General features: G+C 49.8%; 16 protein-coding genes. 8 read left to right on the top strand and 8 right to left on the bottom strand.

Features of this window, described 5'->3' with window-relative positions; translation table 11 throughout:
- Positions 1–91: 91 nt before the first annotated feature.
- Together DRI82_RS17845 and DRI82_RS24385 are read right to left on the bottom strand one after the other, a co-directional pair.
- The gene (locus DRI82_RS17845; protein WP_411704527.1) at positions 92–1117 is read right to left on the bottom strand and encodes a type II asparaginase; all 1026 of its coding nucleotides are present in this window, start codon (positions 1115–1117) and stop codon (positions 92–94) included.
- A 341-nt stretch (positions 1118–1458) separates the two neighbouring features.
- On the bottom strand, positions 1459–2091 hold the full coding sequence (locus DRI82_RS24385) for a response regulator transcription factor (RefSeq protein ID WP_245956875.1): 633 nt from the start codon (positions 2089–2091) through the stop codon (positions 1459–1461).
- A 459-nt stretch (positions 2092–2550) separates the two neighbouring features.
- On the opposite strand from DRI82_RS24385, the gene DRI82_RS17835 reads away from it, so the two are divergent.
- Positions 2551–3894: an enolase C-terminal domain-like protein gene (locus tag DRI82_RS17835; RefSeq protein WP_114195260.1), complete on the top strand. Its 1344-nt coding sequence runs from the start codon at positions 2551–2553 to the stop codon at positions 3892–3894.
- Positions 3895–4149: 255 nt separating this feature from the next.
- The gene (gene gudD, locus DRI82_RS17830) at positions 4150–5490 is read left to right on the top strand and encodes a glucarate dehydratase (protein WP_114195259.1); all 1341 of its coding nucleotides are present in this window, start codon (positions 4150–4152) and stop codon (positions 5488–5490) included.
- A 74-nt stretch (positions 5491–5564) separates the two neighbouring features.
- On the opposite strand, the gene DRI82_RS17825 is transcribed toward gudD, so the two are convergent.
- On the bottom strand, positions 5565–5867 hold the full coding sequence (locus tag DRI82_RS17825) for a hypothetical protein (RefSeq protein ID WP_157968096.1): 303 nt from the start codon (positions 5865–5867) through the stop codon (positions 5565–5567).
- Between the two features lie 348 nt (positions 5868–6215).
- On the opposite strand from DRI82_RS17825, the gene DRI82_RS17820 reads away from it, so the two are divergent.
- Both DRI82_RS17820 and DRI82_RS17815 read left to right on the top strand, forming a co-directional pair.
- Entirely contained in the window at positions 6216–7562 is a 1347-nt protein-coding gene (locus DRI82_RS17820; protein WP_114195257.1) for an MFS transporter, read from the top strand.
- A gap of 278 nt (positions 7563–7840) precedes the next feature.
- Positions 7841–8299, top strand: coding sequence for a GyrI-like domain-containing protein (locus DRI82_RS17815; RefSeq protein ID WP_114195256.1), 459 nt, complete (start codon positions 7841–7843; stop codon positions 8297–8299).
- Positions 8300–8652: 353 nt separating this feature from the next.
- Here the strand turns inward: DRI82_RS17815 and kduI are convergent, their stop codons facing one another.
- Positions 8653–9489 (bottom strand): 5-dehydro-4-deoxy-D-glucuronate isomerase, encoded by an 837-nt coding sequence (gene kduI, locus DRI82_RS17810; protein ID WP_114195255.1) that lies wholly within the window; start codon positions 9487–9489, stop codon positions 8653–8655.
- A gap of 418 nt (positions 9490–9907) precedes the next feature.
- Between kduI and kdgT the strand changes: the two genes are divergently transcribed.
- From kdgT to DRI82_RS17795, 3 genes are all read left to right on the top strand, one after another.
- Positions 9908–10882: a 2-keto-3-deoxygluconate transporter gene (gene kdgT / locus DRI82_RS17805; protein ID WP_114195254.1), complete on the top strand. Its 975-nt coding sequence runs from the start codon at positions 9908–9910 to the stop codon at positions 10880–10882.
- 393 nt (positions 10883–11275) lie between these two features.
- Positions 11276–11479 (top strand): hypothetical protein, encoded by a 204-nt coding sequence (locus DRI82_RS17800; protein WP_114195253.1) that lies wholly within the window; start codon positions 11276–11278, stop codon positions 11477–11479.
- Between the two features lie 3 nt (positions 11480–11482).
- Complete coding sequence (locus DRI82_RS17795; RefSeq protein ID WP_114195252.1) at positions 11483–12265, top strand: alpha/beta fold hydrolase; 783 nt, start codon at positions 11483–11485, stop codon at positions 12263–12265.
- A 110-nt stretch (positions 12266–12375) separates the two neighbouring features.
- On the opposite strand, the gene DRI82_RS17790 is transcribed toward DRI82_RS17795, so the two are convergent.
- The 4 genes from DRI82_RS17790 to DRI82_RS17775 form a co-directional block, all read right to left on the bottom strand.
- Entirely contained in the window at positions 12376–12711 is a 336-nt protein-coding gene (locus DRI82_RS17790; RefSeq protein WP_114195251.1) for a type II toxin-antitoxin system RelE/ParE family toxin, read from the bottom strand.
- A 219-nt stretch (positions 12712–12930) separates the two neighbouring features.
- A complete protein-coding gene (gene pgtA / locus DRI82_RS17785) occupies positions 12931–14187 on the bottom strand; it encodes a two-component system response regulator PgtA (protein ID WP_114195250.1) in 1257 nt (418 codons plus the stop codon).
- Entirely contained in the window at positions 14181–16175 is a 1995-nt protein-coding gene (locus DRI82_RS17780) for an ATP-binding protein (protein ID WP_114195249.1), read from the bottom strand. The genes pgtA and DRI82_RS17780 overlap by 7 nt, the downstream gene beginning before the upstream one ends.
- Positions 16172–17440 (bottom strand): ABC transporter substrate-binding protein, encoded by a 1269-nt coding sequence (locus DRI82_RS17775; RefSeq protein WP_114195248.1) that lies wholly within the window; start codon positions 17438–17440, stop codon positions 16172–16174. Before DRI82_RS17775 ends, DRI82_RS17780 begins: the two co-directional genes overlap by 4 nt.
- A gap of 528 nt (positions 17441–17968) precedes the next feature.
- On the opposite strand from DRI82_RS17775, the gene DRI82_RS17770 reads away from it, so the two are divergent.
- A complete protein-coding gene (locus DRI82_RS17770; RefSeq protein WP_114195247.1) occupies positions 17969–18961 on the top strand; it encodes an ABC transporter substrate-binding protein in 993 nt (330 codons plus the stop codon).
- Positions 18962–19066: the final 105 nt, after the last annotated feature.

Genomic DNA, 19066 nt, shown 5'->3' with positions numbered 1-19066 from the left:
AAATAATCAGCGTGGGTCTTGCCTTGTATAAAAAACAACGGCCATCCGCGATGAATGGCCGTTGTTGTGGAAAGATCTCGATGTAGGATTATTAGTAAGTATTGAAATACTGCTGAATGATTTCCGGATTATCCGTTTTGGTCAGGGCCAGCATCAGCAAGATACGCGATTTTGCAGGATTGAGGGAGTTGGAGACCAGACCCGGTTGGTTGGAATCCGGTGGTACCACGCCGCTGCCGGTTCTGCTCGAACGCACAACAACGATGTCTTTGGCTTGCGCCTTACGAATACCGGCATCGCTGCGTTTTGACACCGAACCCGCACCCATCCCCGCGTAGACAATGCCTTTTACTTTATGCTGAATGGCTGCATCGTACATGTATTCCGGGTCATCCTGATAGCCAAAGATGATGTCCACGGCAGGCAGTGATTTCAGCCCGGTAACGTCAAAAACAGAACGCGTGGTGTGAATCTTGTCAACGCGGGTTTCAAAGTAAATTTTTCCGCCAACGATGGTGCCGAGATAGCCTTCTTCTACAGCCTTGAAGGTATCGAGTGAAGAGGCATTGCTTTTGGTGGTAAAGCGCGCGGAACCGATACGGTCGTTCAGTTCAACCATCACGCCGCGACCCCAGGAAGATTTATCCGCAGCCACCAGAACGGCGTTATACAGATTCATCGGGCCATCAGCACTCATTGAGGTTGCAGGGCGCATCGCTGCGGTGAAAACCACCGGTTTTTCGCTTTTGACGGTCAGGTTAAGAAAGTACGGTGATTCATCCAACGTGTCGGTACCGTGGGTGATGACCACACCATCGACGTCGCTGCGGGCCAGTAATTCATTTACCCGATTGGACAGTTTCAGCAAAACATCGCTGGTCATATTTTCACTGCCGATATTTGAAATCTGCTCGCCATCCACGCGGGCTATCGCTTTTAATTCTGGTACGGCAGACAACAGCGTTTCAATCCCAAGCGCCCCGGCTTTGTAGCCGGTTGTCTGCGTGTTCGATGCCGCAGAGCCCGCAATGGTTCCGCCCGTCGCCAGAATGACGATATGTGGCAGTTGATCGGCGGCCCACGAGAACGGTGTCGCAACAACCAACAGCACAACGATAAAGAACGATCTGATTTTATTCACTGGTTTACTTCCTTTCGTTAAATGGCACAAAGAAGAATGCAATTTTTAAACCAAACAAATGATTTACAACAATTTCTGATGGAACAATCGAGATCGCGACATTGTTGCACTGACGAAAGGCAGGTACGTCGACACGCTGCACAAAATTGGTGCAGACGCTTAAGGAAAAAACCGAGAGTGTGAGGTGAGAACAGGAAAAGAGATGACAGTAAAAATCCTATAATCCCAGAATCATATAATCCAGAAATCTTTTATCTCGCCTAAGGAGCCCTGCCACCCATAGAGCCTATGACTGTAACGCCGTAAGTTTTCAATGTTTAAAGCATGGAGGATATGTTCATGATTTCATAAAGTTCAACGATATTCTTCACGCCAAGTTTTTCATATAGCTTATGTTTATGCGAATAAACCGTTTTGGCGCTGATGGACAATTCAGTTGCTATCTCCTTGGCCCCCTTCCCCGCAATCAAGTGACTCAGGATATCAATTTCACGTTTGGTGAGCCGCTTTGAATAGTGCGTTTTACGCTCTGAATTAATCCGATCATCCCTATTCATCTGCGATTTATCAGTATTCGAAAAAAATAGATAACATTTGATTGCTTCTCTGACATGGCTTAAACGGTCAAACTTGTTAATCATGTAATCAGAATAGAGAAAAAACCCCATCGTGTAGTTTTTTCTATTGGCAATACTACTGTTCAAGACAGTAAAAATGCTGGCGTGCGGAGAGTCTCTTTTTAGCAACCTGACAGTGTTTAATATCATACCGTAGGTAAAACCATCAGTATCAATAATAATGTTCTTCGAATCGAAGCGTTGAAACTCGAGAATCATTTTTTCAGCTTTAGGATAGCATATACATCTTGATGTCTCGTTTTCTTCCATCAAAAGAGACTTCATCGCCTCGCAAAACATCTTGTCTTTACTTAAAATATGTATATTATTCATGTATGTCGTTCCATGACGACTCTCAAAGCGCCTCAGACAAAATAAAGATAATTTTGTATAACACTTTTGCTCAATCCCGGGGAAAATTGATACTATCAATACTTTTGCCTTCAAACAATTCAGAATCATCCTATTTATTGGCAAGAAAAATCTTATTTTTAAACTGATGTGTGATAAACCTCCAATTATTACAGCCTGATAATATCTCAATTATTTCTGTAAGCGTGTTGCTAAAAGTATTCGATTACACCCTCTTGCTTTCTGTGATCTCTGGCACGACTTATTGTGCATATGTCCACAATATATGTCGCTTAAAAATCAATTTTCATACTGATGCCTAATGGTTTCCTCTATCCTCGTACCTATACTGATAAAAATATATTTTCGGCTACGACTACCTCATTCCCAACAGCACTTTCACGCCTAAAGAAAGTATCACGCAGAAAAAGGATCTTCATTATGAGCAATACGCAAAGCAGTCCGGTCATTACCGACATGAAAGTGATTCCCGTTGCGGGTCATGACAGTATGCTGCTCAATATTGGCGGTGCGCACGGCGCATACTTCACCCGAAATATCGTGATTCTTACCGACAGCGCCGGGCATACCGGCGTAGGCGAAGCCCCCGGCGGAGAGGTTATTTATCAGACGCTGATCGATGCCATTCCGCAGGTATTGGGCAAACAAGTTGCCCGGATGAATCAACTGGTTCACGCGATTCACACCGGAAATCAATCAACCGATTTTGACTCTTTTGCCAAGGGAGCCTGGACGTTTGAATTGCGCGTCAACGCCGTCGCGGCACTGGAAGCCGCCCTGCTGGATCTGTTGGGTAAATTCCTCAGCGTGCCGGTTGTTGAACTCCTCGGGCCGGGCAAACAACGCGATAGCGTGACGGTTCTCGGTTATCTGTTCTATATCGGTGACCGTACGCAAACCGATCTGCCTTATCTCGGCGGTGAGCAGAACAAACACAGTTGGTACGATTTACGTCACCAGAAAGCGATGGATACCGCCGCGATTTTACGGCTGGCGCAAGCATCCCAAGATCGCTATGGCTTCAAGGATTTCAAACTCAAAGGCGGTGTTTTGCCCGGTGAGGATGAAATCGAAACCGTGACTGCGTTGGCAAAACAGTTCCCGGAGGCGCGCATCACCGTTGACCCCAATGGCGCATGGTTGCTGGATGAGGCCATCGCACTGTGCAAAAACATGAAAGGCATCCTGACTTACGCTGAAGATCCGTGCGGGGCGGAGCAGGGTTTCTCAGGTCGCGAAGTGATGGCCGAGTTCCGCCGGGCGACGGGTTTACCGGTAGCAACCAACATGATTGCCACCAACTGGCGCGAGATGAATCATGCAGTCATGCTGCAAGCGGTGGACATTCCTCTGGCCGATCCCCATTTCTGGACGATGCACGGTGCAGTTCGGGTCGCCCAGCTTTGTGATGAATGGGGTTTGACCTGGGGCTGTCATTCCAATAACCATTTTGATATTTCCCTGGCGATGTTCACGCATGTGGGTGCCGCTGCGCCAGGCAATCCGACGGCGATTGATACCCACTGGATTTGGCAGGAAGGCAACCAGCGTTTAACCAAAGAGCCGTTGCAAATAGTGAACGGCAAAATTGCGGTGCCTGATGCCCCGGGCTTTGGCGTCGAGATCGATATGGAGCAAGTGCTGAAAGCCCACGACTTGCATAAACGCCTGCCAACCGGAGCACGCAACGATGCCGCGGCGATGCAATATCTGGTACCCGGCTGGAAATTTGACCGCAAGCGCCCCTGTTTTGGGCGTAAATAGTTAACTTATCCAAGGGTATATTGATGACGTAAGGAATTGTCAGAGTGTGAGCAAAGGCGCAATCGATAGGGCGCATGCACATAAACCAATCCTGAAATAATGTTATTTTTGTATATTCGCCCGATGGTTTATTAACTGGACGCCCTTATACTTTTATCACGTTTTCTACGGGCATTAATGCTTATCCCCTTTCGCCTTAACCGGTTAGTTATTCACTATTCGTCATCAGCTAAACGCTATCTGAGGTATTTTTAAATGACACAAGATAAATCCTTACCCACGATTACGTCAATGAAAGTCATCCCCGTCGCCGGTCATGACAGTATGCTGCTCAACCTGAGCGGAGCACATGCCCCTTTCTTTACGCGTAACATCGTTATCCTGACTGATAATTGTGGTCACACCGGCGTAGGTGAAATCCCTGGCGGGGAGAAAATCAGGCAAACGCTGGAAGATGCAGTACCGCTGGTGGTTGGGAAAACCCTAGGGGAGTATAAAAATATTCTGACGAAAGTGCGCAATCAGTTTGCCGATCGTGACGCAAGCGGACGTGGTCAGCAAACCTTCGACCTTCGTACCACCATTCACGTTGTCACGGGTATCGAAGCCGGTTTGCTCGATCTGTTGGGTCAATTCCTCAACGTCACTGTTGCTTCCTTGCTGGGCGATGGACAACAGCGTGATGCTGTTGAAATGCTCGGTTATTTATTCTATATCGGCGATCGTAACAAAACCGATCTGCCTTATCAGAGTCAACCAAACGATCCGTGCGATTGGTATCGCCTCCGTCACGAAGAAGCATTGTGCGCCGATACGGTCGTGCGCCTTGCTGAAGCCGCCTATGAAAAATATGGCTTCAATGATTTTAAACTGAAAGGTGGCGTTCTGGCCGGAAGTGACGAGGCTGAAGCCGTGACTGCGCTGGCGAAACGTTTCCCGCAAGCCCGTATCACGCTGGATCCTAATGGTGCCTGGTCACTGGAAGAAGCCATCCGTTTAGGCAAGCAGCTCCGTGGCGTACTGGCCTACGCCGAAGATCCGTGTGGCGCAGAACAGGGGTTCTCCGGGCGGGAAGTCATGGCAGAATTCCGCCGTGCAACCGGCTTGCCGACGGCCACCAACATGATTGCCACCGACTGGCGCCAAATGGGTCATACCCTTTCATTACAATCTGTTGACATCCCTCTGGCAGATCCGCACTTCTGGACAATGCAAGGCTCAGTCCGTGTTGCACAGATGTGCCACGAATTTGGCCTGACCTGGGGTTCACATTCCAACAACCACTTTGATATTTCCCTGGCGATGTTCACCCACGTCGCCGCTGCCGCGCCGGGCAAAATCGCCGCCATTGATACCCACTGGATCTGGCAGGAAGGCAATCAGCGTTTAACCAAAGAACCGTTGCAGATTGTTGGCGGGATGGTCGAAGTACCGAAGAAACCTGGGCTGGGTATCGAGATCGATATGGATCAGGTGATGAAAGGTAATGAGCTGTATAAAAAGCATGGTCTGGGTGCCCGTGATGACGCGATGGGCATGCAATTCCTGATTCCAAACTGGACCTTCGATAACAAGCGTCCTTGTCTGGTCCGTTAAACCGCGATCTGTTGAATTCCGGTTGTGAACATCGCCCTGCTGATAATTTTATCGCAGGGCGAAACATTAATCGGTTACCGGATATCGGTTTTTATATCTTCCTGCTCCCTGTTGCAAAGAATGAAGATGACGCGGCACGCGCTGAATAATGCTACAGATAATGTATTTCTCAATGCGCGGAATATTGCAGCGACGATAGCTGTGGGTAGGAAAATTAATGTCAAAGAATAATTAACAGCGACTGATTTAATTATCAGCCCTTTTAAAACCCTCCCTCTTTGAACACTGAAAACCCCATTAAAACCCCCGCTCTCAACGTTATGGCTGAAAACCTCAGGCGGCTCATCGCGCATTATAAAAATGAAACGACTTTTCATTTTTATAATGCTGTGAATGTCTTTAAAAAACAAAACCCCACTGACTCAAAAGTTAAATCAAGGGTATTTTCAGCGGCTTTAACCATTATTTGAGTTTCGTGAACCAGCACACAGAGAGTTGGGCATATGCAACATAAATAACGCGTTATGCCGGATAGATTTGTTGGTTTGTCTAGTGAATAAACAATAGCGCCTCTCTATACTCTATCTTGTTCGAGGGAGTAAGTGTAATAGGCAGCGTGATCGCCACACAGGGATAACCTAATTTAATACTTTCATTCTGATGTTTATTTATTAAATCTTTTTACAGAATGAATGCAGCATATCGTCATAATTCAGGAGTTATTTATGGATACGGTAAGTACTGCCGCGGGCGCAATACAAAAAAGAACCAATAAACGCTATTGGATAGTGGTAATGCTGTTTATTGTCACCTCTTTTAACTATGGTGACCGGGCCACCCTCTCAATTGCTGGTTCTGCCATGTCAAAAGAGATTGGACTGGATGCAATCGGCATGGGATATGTGTTTTCAGCATTCTCCTGGGCATATGTTATCGGTCAAATCCCTGGTGGCTGGTTACTCGATCGCTTTGGCTCTAAACGCGTCTATTTCTGGAGTATCTTTATTTGGTCTTTGTTTACCCTGCTGCAAGGTTTTGTGGATATCTTCAGTGGTGCTGGCATCGTAATCTCCCTGTTTATTTTGCGATTCCTGGTGGGGTTAGCCGAAGCGCCTTCCTTCCCGGGGAATAGTCGAATAGTGGCAGCCTGGTTCCCGGCACAAGAACGTGGAACTGCCGTTTCAATTTTCAACTCGGCACAATACTTCGCTACCGTTATTTTCGCCCCAATAATGGGTTGGTTAACCCATGCGGTCGGTTGGTCGCACGTTTTCTTCTTTATGGGCGGACTGGGTATCATCATCAGCTTCATTTGGCTGAAGGTCATTCATGATCCGAAAGATTATCCCGGTATCAATCAGGCCGAACTCGAGTACATGGAAGCCGGTGGCGCACTGATCAATATCGATGTGAAGAATGAAAAACGCACTCCGGTGAAGGGCGAGAAGTGGAAGCAAATTAAACAACTGCTGTCGTCCCGTATGATGGTCGGTGTTTACCTCGGGCAGTACTGTATCAACGCATTAACGTACTTTTTCATTACCTGGTTCCCGGTGTATCTGGTGCAAGAAAGGGGGATGTCGATCCTCAAGGCCGGTTTCCTGGCATCTGTCCCAGCCATTTGCGGTTTCGCCGGGGGGGTTTTGGGCGGCATTATCTCTGACTACCTGATGCGTAAAACCAATTCCTTAACCTTTGCCCGTAAGACCCCGATTGTTATTGGCATGTTCTTGTCCATGTCGATGATCTTCTGTAACTACATTGACACTGAATGGATGGTGGTGGGTGTCATGGCATTTGCTTTCTTCGGCAAAGGATTGGGTGCCCTAGGTTGGGCGGTTATGGCCGATACTGCGCCGAAAGAGATTAGCGGTCTGAGCGGTGGTTTATTCAATACCTTTGGTAATATTTCCGGCATCGTCACCCCTATCGCGATCGGTTATATCATCGGTACCACCGGGTCGTTCAAAGGTGCCCTGGTGTATGTCGGTATCCACGCCTTGATCGCCGTGTGCAGCTACTTGTTTATCGTCGGTGATATCAAGCGTATCGTGCTGAAACCGGTCAATTGAGCCGCGACTGATAGCTGAAGTATTACGGCGCATTAAAAAATGCCAGTCAGGTAACACTGACTGGCATTTCAGACTGCTGACTAACCCCACCTTTTTTGTGGGGTTAGTTCAAATTGACTACCCGCAATTGCTCCTGAATGCGTACGGCTAGCTGATTTTTTACTGCGTTCTTACCTGGCTAATGAATATAATGTTGCTGATATTATGTATTTCAAGTGGGCGGTATAATTTCAAACCGCGTACTATTATCATGAATTCTTTGGCTATAGGGAGAAGTTATGGACATCAAGGAAACTCCGGATTTATGGGTCCTGTGCGAAAAGAGGCGCTTGAGGATCCCCGACATCAAGCAGTGTGTGCCGGAATGTGCGGAGGCAATAGAGAAGCAGATTTTGGAGGCCGGACTGGAAATTGACGGCCCGTGGCTTTTCATATCCCGCAATCTCCCAAAGGATAGTAAAACTTTCTTCGATTGGGAAATATGCCGCCCGATAAAGAGGCCCGAGCACTATGATGGCAAACTAGAGCTTGTCCATCTGGAGCCGATCATGGTGGCAAGTAAAGTGCATCAGGGATCATTGAGAACGCTTTTTACAAAGGGGTATGCGCCTCTTGTCGCCGAAATCGATATGTCTCACTATGCCTACTCTGGCGAAAGTAGGGAGATATATCATGATTGGAACGGTTCGGAGGCCCGATATAATAACATCGAAATTCAGTTTGGTTTAGTGCGTTGATTATCTCGAAACAGCAGCTTTGGCTATTCCGCCAATACGTCTGTTAATGAGCCAGACCGCACCTTCAGGGCAAAAGTTAACGTAAAATTCTGACCATTCTAATCCACTGATAACTCGCCCTGGCGTACTGCCTGGGCTATCAAGTTGTTGACGGTTTACGGGATTTTAATCTTGGATTCCTTGGAATATTGCTGATAGTAAATTGAGATGAGGTCATTAAATTTCAATTTAAACAATGAATTATCTTCTTAACTTACGTTTTCGTTCCGTTGGACCTCAAACCACAAAAGCCATTTTTCAAAGGGAAGCACATTGCTTCCCTCAGATTGAGATAGCGGATGACGATTTTGCCGTTAACGTAGATCGCCGACTTTCACGTGATCCATATCGTCAAACACCTGATTTTCACCCACCATACCCCAAATGAACGTATAGGCGCGAGTGCCAACGCCGGAGTGAATTGACCAGCTTGGTGAAATGACCGCCTGCTCGTTTTGCATCACGATATGCCGGGTTTCCTGCGGCTGACCCATCATATGGAATACGCAACTGTCCTCTTCCAAACCGAAATAGAAATAGACTTCCATGCGGCGTTCGTGTGTATGGCACGGCATGGTATTCCACAGATTACCCGGCGCTAATTCGGTCAGTCCCATGCTCAGTTGACAGGTTTCCAACACGTCTGGAATAAAGTATTTATTGATGGTACGACGGTTACTTGTGACGTTGTCACCCAACGTCACTGGCGAGACGTCCGCAGGCGTCACGTGTTTGGTTGGATAGGCAGTATGCGCTGGCGCGCAGTTATAGTAGAAACGAGCTGGGTTTTGCGGATCGTTACTCGCAAACACCACTTCTTTCGCCCCTTTCCCTACGTACAGGCCGTGACGGTGGCCGATCTCGAAGCAAGTACCATCTACGGTGATGGTGCCGGTACCACCGATATTGATCACACCGAGTTCACGGCGTTCAAGGAAATAGCTCACACCCAGTTGTTTGCCCACTTCGCCGCCCACGCTCACCGTGCGGGTAACCGGCATTACACCGCCCACAATGATGCGGTCGATGTGGCTGTAAGTCATTGTGTATTCATCGGCACTAAAGATGGTTTCGATGAGAAACTCTTTACGTAAACCGGCGGTGTCCAGAGTTTTTGCATGATCACTATGGATGCTTTGACGAATGTCCATTGCACTTCCTCACTGGTGATACGGATGCACTTTACTTTGCTAACATCCGTTTTCTATTAAGAAAAATTGAAAATCATCGTCATTATTTTATACAAAAACAACATTAAACGATAATTGACAGCATCTTATCATCTACATTAATGCAGTAATGCGATCTAAATTGAAATATCATTTCATTATACTTGAATTATTGTTTCCGAAAAGCAATAGTAACGTTCTAAGACATTGCTGGCACTTGCACCACAAAAGGAACAAGACCATCACGCGTAAAATTTAACGGTACTTTTGAGTAACTCAGATTACTCCTAATCGTCAATATGAATAAACCAGTAAAAAGAAAATCTTTTTACTGCCAACAATCACACCTTTTTTTCGCTACACCATTGCGCGTAAAAAGAGCTAGCGAAGAGGATTTGCTATGAAAATCAAAGCAACAATTGAACGTATTCCTGGCGGTATGATGCTCGTGCCGCTGTTACTTGGTGCGATTTTAAATACGTTCGCACCGGATACCGGCGCCTATTTCGGCTCCTTTACCAAAGGGATGATTAGCGGTACCGTTCCAATTCTTGCCGTATGGTTTTTCTGCATAGGCGCCTCCATCGATTTACGGGCGACCGGCACCGTTTTACGCAAGTCAGGGACGCTCGTGCTAACCAAAATTGCCGTCGCCTGGGCCGTGGCAATGATCGCCGCCTCATTCATTCCTGAGCAAGGGATCCAAACCGGGATGTTTGCCGGCTTATCTGTGCTGGCGATCGTTTCTGCCATGGATATGACCAATGGTGGCCTCTATGCCAGCCTGATGAATCAGTACGGAACCAAAGAAGAGTCTGGCGCGTTTGTATTGATGTCTCTGGAGTCTGGTCCGTTAATGACCATGGTGATTTTGGGTTCTGCCGGTCTGGCATCTTTTGAACCACACCATTTTGTCGGCGCTGTTCTGCCGTTCCTGATCGGTTTTGCCCTCGGTAACCTTGACCACGACCTGCGCGCATTCTTCAGCAAAGCGACACCAACGCTGATCCCTTTCTTCGGTTTCGCTCTGGGTAACACCATCAATCTGGGCGTCATCATGGATACCGGCCTGCTGGGTATTATGCTGGGTGTAGCCGTCATTATTGTGACCGGTATTCCATTGATTATTGCTGACAAAGTAATTGGCGGAGGAAATGGTACGGCAGGTATTGCGGCCTCATCCGCAGCGGGAGCCGCAGTTGCCAATCCGGTGATTATTGCCCAAATGAATCCGGCCTTTGAATCTGTCGCCGCATCGGCTACGGCGTTAGTTGCGGCCAGCGTCATTGTAACGGCAATTCTGGTACCGATTATTACCGCGCTGTACGCCAGGCACGTGGCAGGTAAGAAAGATTTAGTTCACCAGCCGGAGTAATTACCTTACTTCTTGGAATAAAAAATTTCTTAGAATAAAAAACCGCCGGGCGACAGAGTATCGCCCGGCGGTTTTTACGTTCATTGAATCACTGAAAATGAAAACCTGACACTGAATAGCCGGACTCGCGGCGACTTTCGCGTTTGAAATCACAGCTTCGCTCCCATTGGGCCGTCTTCGATATCAAACCCCGAAACAATCGGGGAAATTAATCCGCTCATAATTTTTTCTCCAATGCTGCCCGTTCTGTAGTGCTGATCAAGCCTTGATGGTGTAGTTAATCACATGCATTTAAGGTATACACATAAATGTCCAAAGCACCCTATCCCGCCCTTGACTCGTGTATAAATAAACAGTATTTGTAATCTCTACAACAAACAAGGATAGGAAGTCATGATCACAAGAGCTAACGCGTTGGCAGAAAGTATCAACGGGATATCCTTCAACCAAAGCCGTTCATACTGCACAGCAATACATGGAACAAAATATCTGACTGCTGATCGTATTCATAATTTTAAAGATCAGTGGGAAGCCTTTGCTACATCTCACCGGGCCTTTGAGGTTCGGAAAAATTCTATTTTCCATAAAAAGGACTGAGCAATGCAAATGACAACTGCGGGAATCAACTGGTTTTACACAATGGAAGGACAGGGGGAGCCTGTCCTGTTTCTGCACGGCGGACTTGATACCTGCGCCAATTATACCAATTTGCTGGCGGAACTGGCGGATGGGTTCCGCGTCATTGCCGTGGATCGACGCGGGCATGGCAGAACAGCGGATACGGATGCGCCTTTCGACTATGCCCTGATGGCGGAAGAGTTGGCTGCATTCGCCCGCGGGCTGGATCTGCCGCCGTTTCATGTCATCGGCTATAGCGATGGTGCAAACATTGGCCTGCACATGGCAAGCCGTTTTCCGGAAACGGTAAAGAGCCTCATCGCCATCTCGGGAAATTATAAGGGATTGTCCGGCATGTCCGAAGGATGTCTGGCAATGTTTGACGCGCTGTCTGTGGAGTTTGTGCAAGAGCATATGCCAGAAGTGCTTGAGCAGTATGCCGAATTGAATCCGCCCCCCACGCCGGAAACCTTTATTGCCAAAACAAAAAAGCTGTGGAACCAAGAAAGTGTTATCAGCCGGGAACTCCTGGCAAGCTTACGGGTACCCACACTCATTGTCGGCGGAGATCGGGATATGGTGTTGCCGGAACAGCTTGTGGAAATGAAAACGCTTATTCCGGATGCTTCCTTACTGATGTTGCCGTATTGCGGGCATTTTGTCTTTCAGGATTTCGCCTGGAGTTCCACTGCGGCTTCCGCTGTGCAACTGTTCAAGAAATTTCTGACGACGCGCTTCTCTGAACACAATACGGACTTTATCTGAGTAAGTGTAAGGGCTCGCATTTGAAAACGGTTGGGCTCGCAATCAGCGGCGACTTTCGCGCTTATCGGGGCGGCGTGCCAACCTAGATTTAGAAAAAGGGCCTTCAGGATTCACCGAAACATCATATAGCGCCAAAGTGCTTTCTCGCTGTCTTGTCGGGTATGTAGAACCAGCCACACATCAATGACCTGTTCCTTGACACCGTAAAGCGTACGATAGCCGTTTGGCTCCAGAAACTCTCTCGCATCAAAACCAAGTTCAGCAAGCTGAATATTCTGGCGATAACGCAAAGGATCATTTTCCAGATGTTCCACAATATCGTCCAAAAGAGCATCGACAAAGTGAGCTGCCGCCTCTGCACCCACTGTAGTAATTTTTAAAGACTCGATATCTGACAAACACATTTCAGCGGCACGAGCGAACTGTATTACGTAGGGTGGTTTCATTTCCCTTCAGCTCTGGCTGCCTTCATCCGCGACCTCACATCCTCAACGGAAGAGACCCGGCCTTCTGCAATATCTTGTTTATTTAGCATCAATAAATATCCTACAGGAATGAAGCGTTGCAGGGGTCGTGGCTCTGCCACTTAAGTTATTTGGGACACGCTGCCCGATCCGCATCGACGGCAATAGCAGAAGCGCCACAACGGCTCCGCAGCCAACGCGTCAAGGAAGCAGGAAATCCTTATAGTGGCTCTTGTCGAGCTGATATTTCTTCATTCGCAGGTAAAGCTTTTTGCGCGGCACATCCAGATAGGTCGCCACATCATTGATTCGCCCCTGATGCAGATTCAGTGCCTCCTCGATAATCTTGCGCTCGTAGCTTTCAATGCGCTCGTCCAGCGACTGCGCCTGAGTCAGGCTGAGCGCCGCACCCTGCGGGATCTGTGGCAATAGCCCCACGGCATAGAGCTCTGCGGCATTGGCCAGTTCCCGTACATTCCCCGGCCAGGGGCGACGCATCAGGCTGGTCAGGAATTTCTGGCTAAGCTGTGGCTGACAGCGGTTAAGGCGACGGCAGGCCGCCAGCAGATAGTGGCGAAATATTTCCGGGATATCCTGGGTGCGCAAGCTGAGTGGTACCATCTCAATCTGGGTCAACGACAGCAGATAATACAGCTCAGGCACCAGCCGCTGCGCCACCGCCAGCGCCGCCGGACTCTGTTCATCAATGGCAATCAGCCGAAAGCTGCGCTGGTCGCTCTGTTGCAGTTGTGCCAGCGCCAACTGGGTGCTGAACGGTAGATGTGCGATGTTTTTCAGTACCAGGCTGCCCCCCTGTACCCGCTCCAACAACTGACCAAGCTGTAGTCCGTTATCGGGCAATAATTCTTGCACCACCAGCGGTGCCTGATGGCGTTCACCGAGACGATGCAGGTAATCCGCGGCACGCCGACGACCGGTTCCAATCTCGCCGAAAAACATTACCGGCAGATCCACTTCTGCCAGTTTTTGCAGCCGGATGCGCAGATCCATCATCCATTGGCTATCTCCCAACAGGTTTTCGCCCAGCGTCTGCTTCTGCCAATTGCGCCTTTCGATGAGCGCCCGGCGCTGCTGCAATGCCGCCTCTGCCCGCGCCAGCAGTTTTTCAGCAGCAACCGGCTTCTCTAAAAAGTCGAAGGCACCGCGCTTCACCGCATCCACCGCCATCGGGACGTCACCGTGACCAGTGATTAACAAAACCGGGAGAGTCGGATCGCACTGTAGCAAATTATCCAACAGCGTCAGGCCCGAGTCGCCCGGCAGCAATACGTCACTCACCACCACACCGGGCCAGTCCGTCGGGATCAATTTCGCCACACCGTTGGCGTCGGCCAGCGCCTGAACCTGATAGCCCTCCTGACTCATCAGGTCGCAGTAAGCTTCCAGAACGTCCGGGTCATCATCAATCAATAAAATCTGTGTCTGCTGCGTTAACATAGCGGTTGTTTCCGTAGTACAAGAATAACCAGCGCGTGCCTGTCCAGCGTTGAGGCAATAGACAGCGCTCCCGAGCACTGCATCATGATTGAGCAGCTAATCGACAGGCCAATCCCCAGATTCACCGACTTGCTGCTGGTAAAGGGTTGCAGCAGATGATCGGCCAGTTGCAGCGGCCAGCCGCAGCCGTTGTCGCTCAAGTACAGGCTGACTTCATCGTGCTGTTGCATATCCACCTGAAGTTGCAAGCGCGGCGGCTCTCCCTCTGCCATTGCCTCCAGCGCATTGGTGAACAGATTAACCCACACCTGCTGTAGCAATACTTCCTCCCCCAGCACCCATACCTCACCTTCTGATAACCGCAGTTCGGCCCTGCGCGGGCGGTGTACCGACTCCAATAACCCCCAGGCTTCCCGGACGCAATTCATTATCTCCACCGGTTGCAACACGTCGGTTCCCGTACTGCGGCGACCAAACTGGCGCAACCGGCGCACAATGGCGGCGGTGCGCTCAATCAAACGCCGCATCTTTTCCAGATAGAGTCTGGCCGCGTCCCTGTCGTCACGTTCCAGCGCACGATTCAAACTGAACAGATAGGTTCCCAGCGCGTTCAGCGGCTGGTTGATTTCATGCCCCAGCGTGGTAAGTGTCTGCCCCACTACCGCCAGCTTTGCCGCCTGAATCAGCTCATTCTGCATGGTACGCAGCTCCTGCTCGGCTTGCGCCCGCTCCAGCACCTCCTGCTGCAACAGCACATTCCGCTCCTGCAATTCTGCGCTCTTTTTCTCTACCTCCGCCGAAAAGCGCTGGAGCAGACGGGCGATTCTGCCCAGTTCATCGCTTCCGCCCACCGGGATCGCGACGCCCGCTTCCCCCTGGCTTAGCCGCGTTACCGCCTCGTTCAGGCGGATGAAGCGCCCAAGCAGACGCGGACGGATATAGAAGAAATTAACGCCGAGAAACAGCAGCAACGCAGTCAGCATGGCAAGCACGATCAGCAGGCCGCTGATATGGGTGCTTTTCTCGATCACCTGATGCAGCATTTGCAACTGTTGCTGACTGCCGCCAATCTGCGACTCCACCTGCTGGCGGAACAGTTGCAGCATCCGGTCTTTATCGGCGATCTGCTGTTCCAGTTTCTGCTGTTGCCGATCGCGCTCGATCAGCAGAAAAGGTAACCGATCCGGCAACAGGCCGTAGCCCAGCAATTCATCCATAATCTGCCGCACACTGATGCTGGAAGAATGAGGCGTCAGCACGCTCATGTTTTCATCCAGCAATCCCTTCAGGTAGCTAAGATAGTTATAGTGATCCCGTTGGTTGGTCTGGTTGCCGTTCAGGATTTGCTCCTGCAGGTCATTCACTATCTGGTTTTCCAGCGAAATGATGTTGTAGACCCGCCGCTGTTCATCCTGAATGACACGCAGCGCATCCTGGAGTGCCGGGCGTTTATCACGATCGTTCTCTTTTACCAGCGCTTCCAGCAGTGCTGACTGCTGCATTCCCACCTCCTGCAACAACGCTTTCAACTCGCTATTGAGGTCATCGTGTAGCCAGTTGATATGTACCGAGATGATGCGCAGGCGCTCAACCAGTTGAAAACGTTGGTTCAGACTGTCGTCCAACTGGGGCAGTAGCTGCTCAGCCACCCGCACCTGTTTGAGGATAATGTCACCAATACGGTTATCGAGCGTGGCGGCAAGGCTGCGCAGATGACTCAACCGGATATCCAGCCGTTTTCGCGCCTGTTGCTGCTCGGCGACGACTGAAGCCTGAATCAGGGCGTTGTATTCGTTCATCAGCAGATTCAGGTTCTCCTCAACCTGCAACGCGGCATTCACCTTGGGAAAGTAATCGGTCACGCCAAAGGTGATCTGCGCCCGCTGCTGATACCAGGCGTAAAAACCCACACCACCCACAAACAGCGTCAACAGGGCGCTGAAGGCAAACGCCCATTGCAGCCTGGCACTTATCGATGATTCCCTCATTTGCGCCCCGCCCCGCTTTGGCTGGTACTGGCAGTACCAACGCCCATCTTGCCAAGCGCGGTGTACAGCTGGCGCTGGCGCAGGTGAAAATAGTTCTGCCAGTCAATCAACTCCAGATTGTTATTGCTGTAGGCCTGCGTGCGAACGCCAAAGCTTTGCAGGTAGGCGGCGTCCAGCGACTGCGCCTCGCTAACGGGGATATCTGTCAGCAGCCTCCTTAATTCAGGCAATGAATGACCGATCTGCTGTTCCGCCTGATGCAGGCTGCGCCAGCCTTCCTGCAATTGCGCCAGACGGTTGGAAATAGCCATATCAAACAGTGAACGCACCAGGCTCTGGCGCCGGATCATCAGCCCATAATCAATCGGCGGCAGCGACAGCAATTGGTGCTGGCGTGCGGCAAGCGGATGGTCCACCGGCAGACGAATAATGGGATATTTACCGGTTTCAACCTCCCCCAGCGCCTGCTGTCCGCGCTCGCTGAGCAAGTAGCGGATAAATGCCTGTGCATGGGCAATATTGCGGCTCTTGGCGTTGACCGCGATATAGGTCGGCGAGACGGTAAAATCAGGAAAATAATGGAAACGCAGATCGGGGTTCGCCAGCAGCACATTGGCATAGCTATCAAGCACCGGTCCCACTGCCGCCAGATCGGCCTGCACTTTTTCCGCGACGCCGAAGCTGCGCGAAGAGAGCGTACCGAGATTGCCCGCAATTTCCAGCAGGAGACGCCAGCCGGACTCCCAGCCGCGTCGTTGCAGCAGGGTTTCTATCATGATGTGATTGGTGTCGGATCGTGACGGACTGCTGAGAATGACCATACCGCGCAAACGCGGATCCGCCATCCCTTCCCAGTCCTCGGGTGCGCTGATCCCCTGCCCATCGAGATAGTGCTGGTTGATCAGCATTCCGTAGCCTGAGACGGAGAACGCCACAACGTGGCCGCGCAACTGCCCGGGTACCCATTGTTGCTCCGGTGCGTCGGGAGCAATCACCGCAGCCAGCAACCCCTTCTCCTGCAGATGGGTGAACAAAATCGGCGAGGAGCTGAGGATCAGATCGACTGAATCCTCCGGGGATGCCGACAACAGTTGCTCAAGAGACGTGCTGGTACGATTGACAGTACGGGTCGGTACCGATTCTGGAAAAGTTCGCCATACGGAGATAACGTGCGTTGTTGCTTCCAGGGAGTAGGTGGTGCCAATCACCAGTTCCTGAGCCGTGGAGGCAAAGCTCAGAAAAAGCAGCAACAATGTCGTCCTCATCACTACTCTCCCGCGCTTCTCTATTTTGCTTGCCTGACGCCGCAGCATTGCCAGCGGCTCTCCATTACCTCACCCTTGAGAAACATCACTCATAAGAAAATGGTCTCTTCAATGATTACGGGCATATATGAGTTAATGTGTGATTGATATCAAAAAAGCAATAATTTCAATTCAGATTAGGGAAAGTTATTTTGGGTCATAAAGACTAAATTATATGTGATGAGAATTAGATTCCTGACAATTATACCCAAAAGGGGCAAAACTGACGCAGTCATCTGAGGCATTTTGTGTCAAAAACAACCCAAAACCGGGTAATCCCCCAGCATGGTTTTATAAAGAATAAGCGCTATAGTGCTCGGGAGAAATAAGCACCAGGGAAAATCTCATCATTATTTCACTGCCGTCGCCTTAAACACAGAAACAGCAGGGAGTAATTTTTCGCGGATCACACCTCAGACAATAAATATCATTACCTGACCAATATATGCAGTGTTTACCCATGACATCTCATTGACAGGAGTAAAGATTATGATAAAACGTCATTCCACCCTCTTATTATCCCTCACCCTGATATTTTCTGCGGCCAACAGCGCCTATGCGCAGGAACAGTTGATCGTCTATACCTCCATGAAAGAGTCGCTGATCGGCGAGCTCAAAGAGGGATTTAAGCAACAGCACCCCGAGATCGCCATGGACTACCAATCTGCCGGTGCTGGCAAACTGATGGCGAAGATTGCCGCCGAGAAAGAATCAGGCACGATCATGGCGGACATTATCTGGACCAGCGAAGTCCCTGACTTCTACAACATGAAGAAGAACGGGATGCTGGAACCCTACATCTCCCCCGAAGTCGCCAATATCGTCAACCCTATCCCCGACTACGACGGCTCTTTTACCCCAGTCCGCCTTGGAACGCTCGGCATCGCCTACAACACCCGCTTTGTCAAACAGCCTCCCGCCACCTGGCAGGATATACTCGGGCCTGAATTCAAAGGTGCTTATGGCGTCGCCAGCCCGGCGCTCTCCGGTACGTCTTACATGAGCGTCGCCTTGCTCAAGTCGCTTTACGGCTGGGAATACTTTGAAAAAATGAAGGAGAATAAGGGCAAGGTCGGTAAAGGCTCAGGGCAAGTGGTCGATGATACCGCCTCTGGCGATCTCCTGGCATCATTGGCGGTGGATTATATTACCAACGACAAAATCGCCAAGGGCGCCACGCTCAAGCTGGTCTATCCGCAGGAAATGCTGGTTATTCCCAGCCCGGTCGCCATTATGAAAGGCAGTAAGAATATCAACGCAGCACAAAAGTTTATTGATTTTATTCTCTCGGAACAGGGGCAGAATATTATTGTGCAGGAAGGAACGCTGCCGGTAAGAAAAGGAATCAGTATCCCCGAGAAATTTGCCATGCCGTCGGCGGAAGAAGCGATCGCCCGCGCTATTCCAATCGATTATGAATCCCTGATCAGTAATAAAGAAGAAACGGTCAAGCAATTTGGTCGGATCCTACAGGGAAGATAATTTCCTTATATCTTCCGCTCCTGAAGCTGTAGCCCAACAATAAACGAACGATCCCGCGCTACAGCTTCGGGTAATAAGGGAATGAGTTTTGCGCTCGTTCACTAC

The sequence above is a fragment of the Edaphovirga cremea genome (assembly GCF_003332275.1).
In the GTDB taxonomy this organism is placed as follows: Bacteria; Pseudomonadota; Gammaproteobacteria; order Enterobacterales; family Enterobacteriaceae; genus Edaphovirga; species Edaphovirga cremea.
This window is presented reverse-complemented; position numbering and strand designations above follow the sequence as displayed.

Bases quoted from the DNA above. Each gene is read 5' to 3' on its own strand.
- kdgT (WP_114195254.1), top strand. From the start codon at position 9,908: ATGAAAATCAAAGCAACAATTGAACGTATTCCTGGCGGTATGATGCTC.
- DRI82_RS17780 (WP_114195249.1), bottom strand. From the start codon at position 16,175: ATGAGGGAATCATCGATAAGTGCCAGGCTGCAATGGGCGTTTGCCTTC.
- DRI82_RS17825 (WP_157968096.1), bottom strand. From the start codon at position 5,867: ATGAAAAGTCGTTTCATTTTTATAATGCGCGATGAGCCGCCTGAGGTT.
- DRI82_RS17770 (WP_114195247.1), top strand. From the start codon at position 17,969: ATGATAAAACGTCATTCCACCCTCTTATTATCCCTCACCCTGATATTT.
- gudD (WP_114195259.1), top strand. From the start codon at position 4,150: ATGACACAAGATAAATCCTTACCCACGATTACGTCAATGAAAGTCATC.
- DRI82_RS24385 (WP_245956875.1), bottom strand. From the start codon at position 2,091: ATGAATAATATACATATTTTAAGTAAAGACAAGATGTTTTGCGAGGCG.
- DRI82_RS17775 (WP_114195248.1), bottom strand. From the start codon at position 17,440: ATGAGGACGACATTGTTGCTGCTTTTTCTGAGCTTTGCCTCCACGGCT.
- DRI82_RS17795 (WP_114195252.1), top strand. From the start codon at position 11,483: ATGCAAATGACAACTGCGGGAATCAACTGGTTTTACACAATGGAAGGA.
- kduI (WP_114195255.1), bottom strand. From the start codon at position 9,489: ATGGACATTCGTCAAAGCATCCATAGTGATCATGCAAAAACTCTGGAC.
- DRI82_RS17800 (WP_114195253.1), top strand. From the start codon at position 11,276: ATGATCACAAGAGCTAACGCGTTGGCAGAAAGTATCAACGGGATATCC.
- DRI82_RS17790 (WP_114195251.1), bottom strand. From the start codon at position 12,711: ATGAAACCACCCTACGTAATACAGTTCGCTCGTGCCGCTGAAATGTGT.
- DRI82_RS17835 (WP_114195260.1), top strand. From the start codon at position 2,551: ATGAGCAATACGCAAAGCAGTCCGGTCATTACCGACATGAAAGTGATT.
- DRI82_RS17815 (WP_114195256.1), top strand. From the start codon at position 7,841: ATGGACATCAAGGAAACTCCGGATTTATGGGTCCTGTGCGAAAAGAGG.
- pgtA (WP_114195250.1), bottom strand. From the start codon at position 14,187: ATGTTAACGCAGCAGACACAGATTTTATTGATTGATGATGACCCGGAC.
- DRI82_RS17820 (WP_114195257.1), top strand. From the start codon at position 6,216: ATGGATACGGTAAGTACTGCCGCGGGCGCAATACAAAAAAGAACCAAT.